The 14,205-nt window shown below is 66.8% G+C and carries 12 protein-coding genes and 1 tRNA gene; 7 read left to right on the top strand and 6 right to left on the bottom strand.

Features of this window, described 5'->3' with window-relative positions; translation table 11 throughout:
• Positions 1–194 precede the first annotated feature (194 nt).
• The 3 genes from C0617_RS00120 to mnmH form a co-directional block, all read right to left on the bottom strand.
• Entirely contained in the window at positions 195–1,514 is a 1,320-nt protein-coding gene (locus tag C0617_RS00120; protein ID WP_291314986.1) for a multiheme c-type cytochrome, read from the bottom strand.
• Complete coding sequence (locus tag C0617_RS00125; RefSeq protein ID WP_291314987.1) at positions 1,511–2,653, bottom strand: hypothetical protein; 1,143 nt, start codon at positions 2,651–2,653, stop codon at positions 1,511–1,513. Before C0617_RS00125 ends, C0617_RS00120 begins: the two co-directional genes overlap by 4 nt.
• 524 nt (positions 2,654–3,177) lie before the next feature.
• Positions 3,178–4,239, bottom strand: a complete 1,062-nt coding sequence (mnmH, locus tag C0617_RS00130; RefSeq protein WP_291314988.1) for a tRNA 2-selenouridine(34) synthase MnmH — start codon at positions 4,237–4,239, stop codon at positions 3,178–3,180.
• 200 nt (positions 4,240–4,439) lie between these two features.
• Between mnmH and C0617_RS00135 the strand changes: the two genes are divergently transcribed.
• Together C0617_RS00135 and C0617_RS00140 are read left to right on the top strand one after the other, a co-directional pair.
• Positions 4,440–4,516: transfer RNA gene (locus tag C0617_RS00135), tRNA-Met, on the top strand.
• A gap of 162 nt (positions 4,517–4,678) precedes the next feature.
• The gene (locus C0617_RS00140; RefSeq protein WP_291314989.1) at positions 4,679–5,194 is read left to right on the top strand and encodes a hypothetical protein; all 516 of its coding nucleotides are present in this window, start codon (positions 4,679–4,681) and stop codon (positions 5,192–5,194) included.
• Between the two features lie 89 nt (positions 5,195–5,283).
• Here C0617_RS00140 and C0617_RS00145 read toward each other — a convergent pair whose 3' ends face one another.
• Positions 5,284–7,389, bottom strand: a complete 2,106-nt coding sequence (locus tag C0617_RS00145) for an ATP-binding protein (RefSeq protein ID WP_291314990.1) — start codon at positions 7,387–7,389, stop codon at positions 5,284–5,286.
• Positions 7,390–7,773: 384 nt separating this feature from the next.
• Between C0617_RS00145 and C0617_RS00150 the strand changes: the two genes are divergently transcribed.
• From C0617_RS00150 to C0617_RS00170, 5 genes are all read left to right on the top strand, one after another.
• Entirely contained in the window at positions 7,774–8,238 is a 465-nt protein-coding gene (locus tag C0617_RS00150; RefSeq protein WP_291314991.1) for a hypothetical protein, read from the top strand.
• Positions 8,239–8,445: 207 nt separating this feature from the next.
• Positions 8,446–9,009 (top strand): response regulator, encoded by a 564-nt coding sequence (locus C0617_RS00155; protein WP_291314992.1) that lies wholly within the window; start codon positions 8,446–8,448, stop codon positions 9,007–9,009.
• An 8-nt stretch (positions 9,010–9,017) separates the two neighbouring features.
• On the top strand, positions 9,018–9,812 hold the full coding sequence (locus C0617_RS00160; protein WP_291314993.1) for an NAD(+)--dinitrogen-reductase ADP-D-ribosyltransferase: 795 nt from the start codon (positions 9,018–9,020) through the stop codon (positions 9,810–9,812).
• Positions 9,813–9,892: 80 nt separating this feature from the next.
• On the top strand, positions 9,893–10,786 hold the full coding sequence (gene draG, locus C0617_RS00165; RefSeq protein ID WP_291314994.1) for an ADP-ribosyl-[dinitrogen reductase] hydrolase: 894 nt from the start codon (positions 9,893–9,895) through the stop codon (positions 10,784–10,786).
• A 201-nt stretch (positions 10,787–10,987) separates the two neighbouring features.
• Complete coding sequence (locus C0617_RS00170; RefSeq protein WP_291315056.1) at positions 10,988–11,947, top strand: aminotransferase class V-fold PLP-dependent enzyme; 960 nt, start codon at positions 10,988–10,990, stop codon at positions 11,945–11,947.
• Positions 11,948–12,152: 205 nt separating this feature from the next.
• Here C0617_RS00170 and C0617_RS00175 read toward each other — a convergent pair whose 3' ends face one another.
• Together C0617_RS00175 and C0617_RS00180 are read right to left on the bottom strand one after the other, a co-directional pair.
• Positions 12,153–13,133, bottom strand: a complete 981-nt coding sequence (locus C0617_RS00175) for a membrane dipeptidase (RefSeq protein WP_291314995.1) — start codon at positions 13,131–13,133, stop codon at positions 12,153–12,155.
• Positions 13,120–14,064, bottom strand: a complete 945-nt coding sequence (locus C0617_RS00180) for a Trm112 family protein (protein ID WP_291314996.1) — start codon at positions 14,062–14,064, stop codon at positions 13,120–13,122. Before C0617_RS00180 ends, C0617_RS00175 begins: the two co-directional genes overlap by 14 nt.
• Between the last annotated feature and the right edge of the window lie 141 nt (positions 14,065–14,205).

Consider the following 14,205-nt stretch of genomic DNA (forward strand, 5'->3'; position numbering starts at 1 on the left):
CTTGCCGCCAGCGCCCTTCGCCAAGCCACATCAAAAAGTGAAAAGTAGCAATGCAAGATCTGCCCCGCCCCCTTCGAGTAAGCCGGTATACTCCTCACTCTCTCCGCCATCGCTTCAATGACCCCCAAAGGCAAGGGCGCAGCCACCCGGCTCCGCCCTTGCCTTTGAACTATATCCCCTTCCCCAGACACAGGTCAGGGAAGGGCCTTCCCTTCCCCCAGAAAGGCGTCTAACAGCAGGGCCTTCCGCCGGGCGTACTCTTCCGGGCTGATCGCCCCCCGCTCGAACTTGCGCTTGAGCGCCTCCAGGGCCTCCTCATCCTTTTTTCCCCGGGGGATGGCCACTTTTTTTTCTGAAGCCTTCCCCCCTTCCCCCCTCTCCCTCAGCCTGCTCGCCTCGGCCCGGATGTCGACCAGGTCCATTTTCAGCTCGGCGTTGCCGTACCAGTGGGTGTAGGCGGGGTTCTGGTGGTAGGCCCCCTTGATGGTTTTGGCGAAATCGAATTTCTTCATCTTGAACAGCAGGCGCTCGATGCGGGAGGTGTCCTCGTAGAGCATCTGGCCGTCGGTCACCAGGACCTCGCCCCTCAGGGGGTGGGGGGGCCGTTCTTCGGGCATGGGGTCGAGGAGACCGTGGTCGGCGAGGTCCCAGACGATGGCCTCGGCCTCCCGGACCAGGGCGAGGCTCTGGGCGCGGACGGCATCGCCCCGGGCCAGCTCTTGCCGGGCGAATGCCGGGGCGTGGCACCCGGTGCAGATCCGGAGCATCTCCGCCCGCCGCCCCGGCAGCTCCTCTTCGGGGTACGGCTTGCCGCTCGGGGGGGCGGTGAGCCCCTTCGAGACGTCGTGGCTCCCCTCGGGCATGTGGCATCTCTGGCAGTCGGGGCCAACGGCAGGCCCCATGGACCCGTTGAGGGTACCGTGCTGGGAGGTCTGCCACATCTCCCACTGGGGATGATCGGGGCCCATGTGGCACTTGGCGCAGGAGGCGGGGTCGCGGACGATGGCGAGATCGGTGAAATGGTTGCCGTGGCAGGACCCGCAGTTGTTTTCCACCTGGTGGCAGCGGTTGCACCCGAGCTCCCCCATCTCGCTGCTCTGTTTGAGGAAGCGGGCGCACTGAACCTGCGAAACCGGCTCTTCGCTCCCCTTCCGGTGGCAGAACCGGCATTCCGCGGGGTCCCTTTCGGGAAGGTTCCGGGTGCAGCCCCACCCGGCGTGCAGCCCCATGCCGTGGCGGCTGGTCCGGTGCTCCAGCAGGGCCTTGCGGTGGCATTTTCCGCAGACATCGGCGTCTACGGGCGCCTCTCCCGCCTCTATCGCTTTGTGGTCGACGCCGTGGCAGGCCGCGCACCCGACCCGGGCCCCGGCGTGGGCGCTTTCCTCCCACTGGCGCACCGCGGCCGGGGTCTTCTCGCGGTGGCAGGGAAGGCAGTCCTCGGCGGCCAGGCTTTGCCCGAGGGGCAGAAGGGCCGCCGCAACGACCGCAAGCGTCAGGTGGAATAATGTTTTCAAGGCGTCTGCATCCTTTCTTTGCGTTCCAGGTATTCTTCGTGGGAAATCAGGCCCCTGCTTCTCCAGTCGCGCAGGGTCCGCAGGGACTCGGCGGGCCGGAAAGAGCCGGCGTCCCCCGCCCCCTCCAGGCCCTCGGCCAGGAAAAGACGTCCGTTTCTGCGCAAAAGGAGGCGCTCCCCGGAGGGAGCGAAGAAGCCCTGAACCCCTTCGGCCAATGCGGCGATCTCGGTCCCGTCCCGATAGAGGGTCCCGTCCACGAGGGCGTACCGTTGCGAAGGCGACAGGGCGAGACGCCTTCCGGGCCGGTCGAAGAGCACCAGCTCCCCCCCCTCCCAGGGGTTGTGCAGAAGAGTGCTCGCCACCCCGTCGCCGTAGAGGACGCTTTCGCCGTCCCGGGAGAAAAGCCCGCCCCCCGAGGAGGTGGCCACCTGTGCCAGGATACGCTCTTCGGGGCTGTTCAGCCGGGCGAGAACCAGCTGGAGGGACGCCTGGAGATTCGGCGGGTCGTACAGCCGGGTGTAAAGGATCTCGTCCCCCCAGGGCGAGAGCCTCAGGTGAAGGTCGGGCAGGCCCTTCTCCCCGGAACGGGACAACGTCGCGGGCCTGACGACCGACTCCCTCAGGGTGCGGCCTTTCGGAGCGCCGGCGCCGTCCCACAGGTAAAGAATGACCTTCAGGCCGGTGCCGAAACTGAAGGGTGTCGTCGCCTGGCATGCGGCCACGACGGTGCCGTCGGGGCTCCAGTGCAGGCCGCCGACACGGCCCTCCAGCGAGGTTTCCCCGACTATCCCTCCGGCCATGGCGTAGACCCGGAGCAGGCTGCGGCCCCCAGGGGCGTCGAACCCCGCCGCCAGCTTGTCCCCGGAGGGGGACCAGGTGAGGGCGCGGGGACGTCCGGAAGACAGGGGGGTGTCCCCTCCCTGAAGGTCCCGGACTCCCAGGCCGCCGGAGGCCAGGGCGAGCCTTTGCCCCGAAGGGTCCCAGGCCAGGGGGGAGCCGGGGGCCGACGGGCCGAAGCTCCTGACGGTCACCCCCGGGGGGAGGGGGTCTGTAAATATCTGCGGGGCGCACCCGGAGAGAAACAAGAGGAAAACCGGCAGCGCAAGGCACTTGAACGTCCGTAACAGGGTCGGGAACACTCGAAAGGCACCTCCGGGCCATATGCAGGGAAGGATTCGGAAGGGGCGGCAGGGGATCAAAGCGGGCATGCGAAGTCCCAGGGGAAATAATACCAATTCCCCGAGGCATTTTCCCGCCCCCTTGACCCGCCCCCGCAACGATGCAACCCCATCTTGCTCACCCCCACGAACCCACACCACTTATTCTCATTCTTTTGCCCTGCATGAGTCAATCCTGCGCACAGAGTCGCCCGTTGGAAGGTCGCCGGAGTCACACCCCGGAGCGCCACTTTCCAGAAACCCGGCCCGCTCCCGGCGATCGCGCCAAAAAGCAAGGGCGCAGCCATCCGGCTCCGCCCTTGTCTTCCGTCTACTTTTTCGTCTTCCTCTTCCCGCCGAAAAGATCAAGCTGATCGAATCGGTGCCGCTCCACCTTGAAGGGGGGCGGCAGGAAGCGGGGGCACTACAGCAGCAGGGACCCGACCGGCTGCCTGCAACCCCGGATACACTTCGCGCAGAGAGGGTTCCAGCCCCCCGTCTTATCGTCAGGCTTCATCGCCGCCACCTTCCGCCAGAACCCGGTCGATGGCGGCCCGCAGGCGCGCCACCCCCTCCTGTTCCGGCTCGATATCGACCTCGATGCGCCGCTGCGGCTTGGTGTGATCGTAGAGAGGATCGTAGTAGAGGACCATGAGATCCCGCACCAGCTCCTCCCAGCGCCCCGCCTCCAGCAGGCCGACCAGTCGCTCCACCGTCTCTCCGCCGAGGCGGGCCTTGAGGGCCCGGATGGGGGCGACGAACTGCTCCTTGAGCCGGTCCTTGGCCGGGTAGTCCTCGAGGATGACCCGGGCCCGGTACTCGAGGGAGGCCTCCACCCAGACCGAGGTCTCCACCTGCAGCGCGGCGTAGAGCCGCGGCGGCAGCACCACCCGGCCGATATGCCGGCTCTCCCCCTCGGACAGGGCGTAGCCGCCGGGCGGGATCTTCCGCAACTCGTCCCAGAGGAGGGACTCGAACATCTTCTGGGACGGCTGGGAGGGCAGCCCGAGGGCCCCGAAAGCGCTCCCCCGGTGGTTGGCCAGCCCCTCCAGGTCAAGGACCGGATAGCCCTCATCCCGCAGCTGCAGCAGCAGCCGGGTCTTGCCCACCCCGGTCAGCCCCCGCAGCACGACCAGGCGGCCCCACGCTTCCTCCTCGAGGTAGCGGCGGACATGGGCGCGGAAGGCCTTGTGCCCCCCCTCGAGCTGGCGCGCCGGGATGCCGGCCAGGTCGAGAAAATCGGTCAGGGCGCGGCTGCGCATGCCGCCGCGCCAGCAGAATACGATCACCGGGGCCCGGGCCCCGCCGAGGGCCGCCTCCACCTGGCGAATCAGCCCGGGGATCTTGGGCGCGACCAGCTCCACCCCGAGGCGGCGGGCGTCCTTCCGGCCCTGCTCCTTGTAGACGGTGCCGATATGGGCCCGCTCCGCATCGTCGAGCAGCGGCACGTTGACCGCCCCCGGGACCGTCGCCGCGGCGAATTCGCCCGGGGAGCGGGCGTCGACGAGAAGGGCGCCCCGCTCGCGCAGGGCGAGAGCGTCATCGATGTTTATGGTGGTAAAAGCCATGGCCCTGCCAAAAAACCCCGGAAAAACGACCCATTAAAGACAGCCCGTTTTCTATCAGAAAACACCCTCCGGCACAACAGGGATTTGGTGCTGGGATTTGGGACCGGCCTTGCCGGACCGGTGCATCCTCCCCGTTTTGGAATTAAGGACCAGAAAGAGTTGACAAAGGTCCCCGGGTTCTGTATTGTGCCCGGACTTGTCGCGGGGTAGAGCAGTCTGGTAGCTCGTCGGGCTCATAACCCGGAGGTCGGAGGTTCAAATCCTCCCCCCGCAACCAAAAAAGCAAAGGGACTCGCCAAACGGCGGGTCCCTTTTTTTTCCTCATGAGACATGTTTCCTTAACACCCTGATATACCTTTCTTTTTTTATTGAAAAAAATTCCCTACCCGAGCTATCATGTTCATTGTTGTCTGATTGCCTACATGGGAGATTTAAAAACGTGCCGACCTACCTTCTCTTGCTCGGGCTGCTACTTTTGCCGACGGCAGGGCTGTACGGGGCGGAGATCGCCCCTTCCGCAAAGAGCGACGCACTGACTCCCCGCCTCGGGGGGAGAGCGGACAACCTGACCCCGAACCTGGCCTCCGCGCAGATGGAAACGGCCCGGCCCAAGGGCATGACGCCCAAGGTCCGAATCGACTGGGAGCGCGACATCACCTCCGTCTGCTTCAAGACCGGATCGACCATCACCTCCTACCTCGGGGCCGGGCTCGGCGCCACCGCCGAGAAGCCCGAACCGGACGTCGTCCTGATTTCGAACGAGGAAGTGGACGAGGAGGCCCTGGCCTACCAGCTGGGGGTCGGCTTCGACTGCGAGCTGGACAAGGCGACCTCCCTCGCCCTGGGCTACCGCTACAAGACCGATTCCCTGCTGGTGTTCGACATCCCCTCCGACGGCGGCGACTCCCCCGGAGACGGTCACAACATCTCCCTGGGCCTTAAAGTGGCCTTCTGACCCGACGAAACAGCCTCAACCCAAAAAGGCTAGCCACTGCGGCTAGCCTTTTTACGTTTTCGACCGGGAATCCGGCGCATGAGCCGCCGTCAGTCCGAAAGGCCGCTCGCCCCGGGGCCGAGCGGAACCCGGAAAACAACCCGAGTCCCTTCCTCCGGCTCGCTCTCGACCCGGATCTTACCGCCGTGGGCCTCGACGATGTGCTTGACGATGCTCATCCCCAGCCCCGTGCCGCCGATGGCGGTGTTGGAGGCGTCTCCGCGGTAGAATTTCTCGAAGACCCGCTCAACCTGCTCCGGGGTCATGCCGATCCCCTCGTCCTCCACCGTCACCCGGTAAAATTCGTTCTCCAGATGCCCGTTCACCCGGACCACGCCTCCCTCCGGGGAGTACTTGGTGGCGTTGCTGAGCAGGTTCTCCAGGACCTGCCCCATGCGGCGCCGGTCGACCGGCAGCTCCACCGGGTCGGGGGGAAGGTCCAGCTCCAGGCGGTGCCGGGAAGAACGCAGGTCGTAGGGTCCTACGACATCCTTCAGCAGGCGGGTGAAGTCGCAGGGTTCCCGGTGCAGGTCGAGCCGGCGCCCGCTCTCGATGCGGCTGGTGTCAAGGAGGTCGTCGACGATCTTGGAGAGGGCCTCGGACCTCTCGTAGATAAAGGTCAGGCTCTCCCGGCGCAATTCCGGCGCCAGGTCTTCCTGCTCGAGTAGCAGTTCGGCGAAACCGAAGATGGCGGTCAGGGGGGTCTGCAGCTCGTGGGCCGCGGTGGAGACGAATTCGCTTTTCATGCGCTCCACTTCCCGCTCCCGGGTCACGTCGTTAATGTAGACGACGGTTCCCGACCTGCCGCCGCCGGCGCCGCGCAATGGAAAGGTGCGGCCCTGGAAAACCGTCCCGTCCCTCTCCCCCTGTCCGGGAAGGGTGAAATCGAACCGTTCTCCCTCCTCCCCCCGGGCCAGGGTCTTTTCGAGCTGGCTCCGCAGGGCGGTGTCGCCGAGCACCGCGGCCAGGGGGCGGCCCAGGACGAGGGTGCGGGGAACCCCGAGCAGGTACCCCGCGGCCTCGTTCATGAGGACGATCCTGCCCGCCAGGTCGGCGACGAAGAGGGGGTCGGTCACCGAGCTGAGAATGCCGTCGATCTTGGTGCGCGCATCCTGGGCCTCGCTGAGGGCCAGGCGCAGGCCCTCCTCGGCGGTCTTGCGGGCGGTGATGTCGACGAAGCTCTCGATGAGGTACTCCTCGTCTCCGAGCATCATCGGGCGCACCGTCTTGAGCACCGGCAGGGAGCGGCCGTCCGCCGTCAGCAGGACCCGCTCCGAGTTGTCCACCCGGTGCCCCAGGTCGGTGATCGGGCACTTGCCCTCTTCGGCCGGGCAGACATAGGAATGGCAGGCGCTGCCCCGGATCCGCTCCTCGGACTCGCCGATCATCTCGGCGGCGCTGCGGTTGACGTCGACGATGACGTGGCGGCGGGCATCGATGACCAGCACCCCGGCGTGAATGCCGTTCAGGATAGCCCGCAGCCGGGCCTTGGCCTCCAGCAGCTGGCGCTCGGCCCGTTGCTTGTCGGTGATCTCGCTGAAGGCCAGTACAACCCTCTCGACCGCCCCCTCGCCGTCGCGGATCGGGCTGGCCGCGACCTGGAAGCAGCGGTCCTCGAAGACCCAGTCGTTGCGCTCCTCCGTCTGGCCGCTCTCAATGACCCGTTCGAAAACGCAGACGGGGGGCGGAGAGGAGCCGCCGCAGATCTTCTCCCGGCAGCTCCAGCCGGTCGTCTCGTCGCCCTCCTCGAGGAAGAGCTGCCGGAACTTGTGATTGTAGGTCAGGGCCCGCCGCCGCCGGTCGAGCACGAGGATACCGGTCGCGGCGGTGTCGAGAACGGCTCGGGCCTCGTCCCGGGCCGCGCTCATCTGCCGGTTGGCCTCCCGGAGGTGGTCGAGGACCTGGACGAAGGCGTCGTTGATGATCCCGATGGGGTCGAGGGTCAGGAGGGTCTCGTCGTCCAGCTCTTCCGCCTTCAGCGGAGCCGTCCCGATGGTGGCCAGAAGCTGGTCGACCTTCTCCCGGATATAGCGGATGTCCTTCCCTTCCCGCTCCCGCAGCTGGGCGTTCTCCCCCTTCAGGCGCTCGATTTCGGCGCGAAGGGCTGCAGGGTCCTCGTCGATGAGGGTGGGGCACGACATGGTACGGGGGAGCATGGATCACACCTGTATGGAAGAGTGCGTAAAGAAAAGCCGCGGCGGTGCCCTTTGGAGCATGACGCGCGGATACGTCACGGGACAGATTACACCATTTTCCCCGGCCAGGAAAGTGGATACTGACCGGCGTTTCACTGGTCGGTCCCCATCCCGGGGGTGAACCCGTTTCGCCCCTGCCCAGAGCGCTCCGGGTGTCTGGCTATTTCACGGAGTTTCCGGCAGGACGCTCCCCCCCGAGGCGAAACAGGCGACTCTGCCCACCCCGCGCAGCGCCGGGTCCGGGCGGAAACCGGCGCCCTTGCTGATTCGGCCGGCCGACGACACCGCCGTGGCACGGCTATTGCTCTGTAAACAAGACAGTGTGACCCTCCCTGGAGACCCTCCATGAAGATGTGTTTCGCCATCCTGCTCTGGTCTATCTTCCTGTCCTCGGGCAGTTCCGTCCTGGCGATGGAACAACCCGAGTCAGACCGCCACCTTTCCCTTCTCCGCCTGAGCGACGTACTGCTCGAAAACATCTCCCTCGAGTACGACAAGGAACTCCTGCCCGACACCGTGCCCGATCTCGCCGGCGACCTGCGCCGGCCGGCCGGCGTGATCAAGCTGCGCCGGGAGGCCGAAAGCGTCACCAAGGCCCGCCGCTGGCTGAACATGGTCAAGACGAGCGCCGTGGGCTGCCTGATCCGAAAACTCCTGCACTGGAGCGACGCCAGCGTCCCCTGCCTCGAAAGCAAATCGACGACCCTCGCCCTGGGGTACAATCTCCTGCCGGTCTCCGAAAGGCGAAGCGGCTTCCACGCCCCCATCGAAGGACCGAGCATCTCCATCGGCCTCAGGATGGTCTTCTAGACCTTCCCCCCCTTAGGAACAAATCCCGCACCACCCGTATCAGCCTCCCCTCCGGCGGGATGTTTCGTACACGCCCCCTGCGCCCGCACTCCCTCCCCCGACAAAAGAGCCGATCCCCCTGCGCCGGACAAAACGGCATCCCTTATGCAACGTCTCCCCCCGTGAACCAATTCGAAACCGGACCGGAACCTATCGAAGGAGCCATAAATGAAAGTCGCCCTGGTTGTAGACGATGAACCCCTGCTTCGCCGCCAGGTGGCGGAAACCCTCGTCAATTACGGCTTTGACGAGATCCTCGAGGCGGAAAACGGCAGCCAGGCGGTCGATATCGCCCTGAGCCGCAAACCCCTGCTGATCGTCATGGATGTCTCCATGCCTGTTCTGGACGGCATCAAGGCTGCCGAAAAAATAGGCAAAAAGGCCCCGACCCCGATCGTCCTCCTGACCGGCACAACCGACCCGGAGACGATCGAGAGGGCCCGCCTGGCCGGGGTCATGAGCTACGTGGTCAAGCCCTTCCGGGACGAGCAGCTCTACCCGGCGGTCGACCTCGCCATCCACCACTTCGTAGAAGTCTCCACCCTGCGCGACGAGGTGGCCGCCCTCAAGGAGACGCTGGAGACCCGCAAGACGGTGGAGCGGGCCAAGGCGGCCCTGATCAGGAAAGGGCTCAGCGAGCCGGAGGCCTACCGCAAGATTCAGAAGATCGCCATGGACAAACGCAAGAGTCTCAAAGAGGTGGCCGAAGCGATCCTCCTCATGGAGGGGTAGCGGCGGCCATGGAAGCGACCCCCCTCAACCTGTGCAACCTCCCGCCGTGGGCCATCGCTTCCCGCCATTTCAACCGTCACCCGAAGCCGTTGGAGATCCAGGGAGTGCGCCGCGCCAACCGCCTCCTCTTCGAGCGGCTGGACCTCCTGGAGTCGACTGCCGAACGGGGCGCCCTGTTCCACGACTACATGGACGTCACCTTCCAGCTGCACCAGTGGGAGAGCCAGGAGACCGCCCGGGGGCGCAAGAGCCTCAAGAACAGCTACCTGCGCTTTCTGCGCGGTTGGATGTTCGACAGCAACGCGCTGGAGGGGGCGGTCCTCAAGGGATGGGTCGAAAGCCGCCTGGGACTGCACCCCTCCTTTCACCGCGAGCCGATCGAGGACATCCACTCGGAGGCCTACTTCCTCTACACCGTCGACCGGATGAAGGGGGCGGCCCGCACCAGCGCCCTCGACGCCCAGTTCGACGTGCTCTACGAATTCACCCAGTACGAACTGCAGCGACGCCATCCGGGGGAGACCCACTTCACCCTATACCGGGGCATCAACGACTTCGACGAGCAGCGCATCCTCGAGACGTTCGGCAAGAACCGGCACCTGGTGCGCCTCAACAACCTCGCCTCCTTCACCACCGACTTCGAGCGGGCCTGGGAATTCGGCAGCCGGGTCCTGGAGACGGAGGTCCCCCTGCCCAAGATCTTCTTCCGGGGCGACCTCCTCCCCTCCTCCCTGCTCAAGGGGGAGGGGGAGGTCATGGTCTTCGGCGGGGAGTACGAGGTCAAGGTGCTGATCGGGGGGTAGGGGCAGCTATCAGCCTCCTACTGACTACTGACTCCGGCAAGTCAACTTCGGACCCTGGTTGAAGGGCCAGACAAGACACCATGAGCCGAGACGACATCCTCTCCCGGGCCCGGGCCGCTTTTCTCGGCCTGGCCCTCGGCGACGCCCTGGGCGCCACCACCGAATTCATGACCCCGGCCGAAATCCGGGCCAAGTACAAGGTGCATCGCAAGATCGTCGGGGGGGGCTGGCTCTACCTCAAGCCCGGCAAGGTCACCGACGACACCGAGATGTCCCTGTGCATCGCCCGGGCCGTGGCGGAGTCAGGCGGCTGGGACCTGGGAGCCGTCGCCGATCATTTCGTCGCCTGGTTCAAGGGCCGCCCCGTCTACATCGGCGAGACCTGCCGCCGGGGCATCCGCCGCTACATGCGCAGGGGCGAGCTGGAGGTGCCCTACAACGAGTGGGACGCCGGCAACGGCGCGGCCATGCGCATGGCGCCGGTGGCCCTCTTCACCCTCGGGGACGACGACCTGCTGAGACGGTGCGCCCTCGAGCAGGCCCGCCTCACCCACCACCATCCCCTCTCCGACGCCGCCTGCCTCACTATCGGGCGCATGGTCCAGCAGGCCGTTCTCGGCTGCGACCGCTTCGCCCTGCACGCCCAGACCCGCGAACTGGTTGCCGAATGCCCCTCTTTCCGGTTTAATAAATACTCGGGGAACGCCACGGCCTACGTCGTCGACACCCTGCAGACGGTCTTCCACTATTTCTTCTCCACGGCGAGCTTCGAGGAGTGCCTCGTGGGGGTGGTCAACCAGGGCGGAGACGCCGACACCACCGGGGCCATCGCCGGGATGATCGCCGGGGCCTTCTACGGGTCCGGGGCGCTCCCGAAGAGATGGCTCCGGAAGCTGGACCCGGAGGTCCGCGCCGAGGCCGACGCGTTGGCTGGACGCCTGGTGGAACTTTCGCCCTGGAACCGGACCGGCTGACCCCGCCACCCCGAAGACCGGAAAGAAGAGACCATGACCCCGGAAAGCTGCCGCCGACTCTTCCCCGTCACCTAACAGTTCGTCTTTCTCAACCATGCCGCCATCGCCCCGCCCTCGACCCCTGCGGCGGAGGCGGCCGCGGCCTTCCACTACGGGTGCGCAGCCCGGGGAAGCGCCGATTACTTCGACTGGCAGGAACGGCTGGCCGGGGTGCGCCGCTCTGTCGCGACTCTGCTCGGCGCAGGGGAGGAGGAGGTCGCCCTGACCGGCAACACCTCCGAGGGCCTCGCCATGGTGGCCGAAGCCTTCCCCTGGCGCCCCGGCGACGCGGTCCTGGTCCCGGTTCCCGACTTCCCCGCCAACGTCTATCCCTGGATGCACCTGGAACGCAAAGGGGTAAAGATCCGCTTCGTGCGGCGCCGCCAGGGACGCCTGACGGCGGACGATTTCGCCCGGGCCCTGGTCCCAGAAGCACGAATGGCGGTGGCCAGCACGGTCGATTTCGCCAGCGGCTACGCAACCGACCTGGAAGCCCTCGGGAGCTTCTGCCGGGAAAAGGGTCTGATCTTCGGGGTGGACGCTATCCAGAGCCTGGGAGTCCTGGCGCTGGACGTCAAAAAGTGCGGCATCAACTTTCTCGCCGCCGGCGGCCACAAGTGGCTCCTCGGCCCGATGGGGACGGGGATGCTCTACGTGGACGCGGCCCTCACCCCAGACCTCGACCCGCCCCTGGTGGGATGGAAGAGCGTGGCCGACGAGGAGAACTTCGAACTCCACTTCGAACTCAAGGAGAACGCTCAGAAATTCGAGCCTGGGACCATGAACCTTGCGGGGATTTTCGGGCTCGGAGCCTCCCTGGAGCTGCTGCGGGAGGTGGGACCGGAAGCCGTCCGGGATCGGATTTTCGCCCTCTGTGACCGCTTTGCGGAGGGGCTGCTCGGCCGCGGACTGGAGCTGGCCTCCCCCCTCTCGGCGGGGGAGCGCTCGGGAATCCTCTCCTTCCGGCCGCAGGACGAAGCGGCCGCCACCTTCCGCCACCTGATGGCCAACCGGGTCCAGGTCTCCCTGCGGGGCGGCCTGATCCGCCTCGCGCCCCACTTCTACAACAACGAAGACGATGTGGAGGGGTTTTTCCGGGTCCTGGATAAAACGCCCCGCTGAAGGTGCATCCCGGGATCCGTGCTTGTGCTTTGGTCTGCAGCTCCGCCCCCATCTCCTTGGGTCCAGGGGATTGGGCGGGCAATCCCCTGGTCGCCTGCGGGGGCGAGACCCCGCAACCCGTTTCGAATTTCAACAGGGGAAAAACTCGCTGCGTTCAGACATTCATCGCTTCTTTTTCAGCAAAGGCCTTCCAGCTCCGTCACCATCACCCGGGGATTTCGGTCCCCCCGGCCAGAAGGCCGGAATAGAACCGGTACCAGTTCCCCCCCATGATCCCGGCGACCGCCTCCCGCCCGTAGCCGGCGCCAAGCATCCTTTCGGCCAGCAACCCCAGCCTGCCGTGATCCTCCAGCCCCCGGCAAGCCCCGTCGAATCCCCCCAGGTCGGTCCCAAGGCCGACCCCGTCGGGTCCGACCTTCTGCACCAGCCAGTCGACCTGGCGGAACAGGTCCTCGATCCCCGCCCGACCGGTGATGGAGAGCATCTCCGGAGCGAGAGCGAGGCCGACCACCCCGCCCCGATCGAGCACCAGGCGGACCTGCGCCTCGTCCAGGTTCCTCGGCCGATCGCAGAAGGGGCGCAGGCCGGTGTGGGAGCAGACCAGGGGCCCGCCGAAGATCTCCGCCACCTCCCGAAAGCCGGGGGCGGCCAGGTGGGCGACGTCGATGACCCACCCCCGCCGCTCCAACTCGCCCACCAGGCGTCTTCCGGCGGCGCTCAGCCCCCCCGGGGAGACGACCCCGTTGCCGTCGGCGATGCGGTTGCGCCCGGCGTGGGTCAGGCCGACCGCCGTCACCCCCCAGCTGCGCAGCGCATCGAGGTCGGCCTCGAGCAGGGCGTCGCCGTTCTCGACCAGAAAGAGCACCCCGGTCTGCGACTCTCCCCGGAAAGACGCCTCGAGCTCTGCCTCCCCATGGATGCGCTGCAGTCCGGACAGTCGTCGTTCGGCGAACCCCTGCAGGGAGCGCAGATGCTCCAGGGCGGTGCCGGGGCCGTTGTGGGCGTCGGCGCAGTACAGGGCGCAGACGAGCGTCCGGACGTTGCCCTCCGCCAGCGAGGAGGCGGTGACCGGTCCGGCGGCCAGTCCGGCGAAGGGGGTCTCGTCCCCCCGCTCCATCATGGCGTAGACCAGGTCGACGTGGCCGTCGAAAACCGGAAAGGCCTGCGGCGGCTCAGCGGGTCGCAAGGAAGTATTCACTGCGGATCAGCTCGTAATGGTTGCGGTGGTTGCGGATTTTCCACCAGAGGGCGCCGGCCTCGGAGACGCTCCAGGGCGGCCGGGTCTCCCGCTCGAGGATCCGGCGGACGTTGTCCGGGCCGCTGCCCGGGTAGGGTCCCTCGTCCCTTCCCCCCAGCCACTCCGACTCGTCGGCCGCCTCGGCCGACCAGGAAAAAGGGTCGGAGAAGACCAGCCTAGCCCCTTTCGCGGCGGCGACGCGGCCGACCTCCTGCAGGTGCCGCAGTGGACGGGGCACCCTGTCGAGAAGGTTGAGAGAGGCGACGAGGCCGAAGAGCCCAGCGGGAAAGGGGGGAGCCAGGGCGTCGCCGACGACGAACTCCACGTTTGCGTCCCGCCAGGCTGCCGGCAGGCGAACCGTGCGCCGCTCCGAAAGCGTCCCCTCGACGCTCAGGCCGAAATCGAGAGTCCCTTCTCGGGCGAGGCGGCGGGCCAGGCCGACGAAGGCCCGGGAGCGGTAGAGGCCCACCGCCAGCTCGGACCGGGCCGCCATCTCCCAGCTCATCCGCCCCACCGCGCAGCCGAAGTCGATGGCCAGGCCGGCCCGCTCCGGAAGGAGCCCCGCCCACCGCCGGTAGGCGCCGCCGGCCTCGGGGTCACCGGCCCCGGGGCTGTCGAAAACGTCGCCGTAGTGGCTCCACAGATAGGCCGAAGCGGCGGCTTCCTCTTCGTAGCGGCTCTGGCCGCCGGGGCCGCCACCGGGGCCAGGTAGCAGGTGCGCGGTCCCGTCTTCGATGGGATAGCGACTGCCGCAGGTGCTGCAGTCGAGGCGTCCGGAGACGATCTCCCCGTCCTCCTCCCGGGCAACGGAGGCGCCCAGGGGCCGCTCGCCGGGGAGGCAGGCGGGGCAGATCAGGATGTCGAGAAGTCTTCTTTTCATGGGACCATTAAAAAAGCGGGCAAACCGGCCGGTCGTCCCGCTCAATGAGAATTCATGTCAGTTGAGGTCCGAACCGGACCTAGCTGGGCCCGTGTCATTGCGGGACCGGACGCTTCACCTTCACCTCGACACCTTTCGTCT

Origin of the sequence: Desulfuromonas sp., assembly GCF_002868845.1 — a bacterium.
Taxonomy (GTDB): Bacteria; Desulfobacterota; Desulfuromonadia; order Desulfuromonadales; family BM501; genus BM501.

Excerpts from the sequence above, each read along its gene's own strand:
- C0617_RS00150 (WP_291314991.1), top strand. The coding sequence starts at position 7,774 with ATGAAGATGTGTTTCGCCATCCTGCTCTGGTCTATCTTCCTGTCCTCG.
- C0617_RS00155 (WP_291314992.1), top strand. The coding sequence starts at position 8,446 with ATGAAAGTCGCCCTGGTTGTAGACGATGAACCCCTGCTTCGCCGCCAG.
- C0617_RS00160 (WP_291314993.1), top strand. The coding sequence starts at position 9,018 with ATGGAAGCGACCCCCCTCAACCTGTGCAACCTCCCGCCGTGGGCCATC.
- draG (WP_291314994.1), top strand. The coding sequence starts at position 9,893 with ATGAGCCGAGACGACATCCTCTCCCGGGCCCGGGCCGCTTTTCTCGGC.
- mnmH (WP_291314988.1), bottom strand. The coding sequence starts at position 4,239 with ATGGCTTTTACCACCATAAACATCGATGACGCTCTCGCCCTGCGCGAG.
- C0617_RS00180 (WP_291314996.1), bottom strand. The coding sequence starts at position 14,064 with ATGAAAAGAAGACTTCTCGACATCCTGATCTGCCCCGCCTGCCTCCCC.
- C0617_RS00145 (WP_291314990.1), bottom strand. The coding sequence starts at position 7,389 with ATGCTCCCCCGTACCATGTCGTGCCCCACCCTCATCGACGAGGACCCT.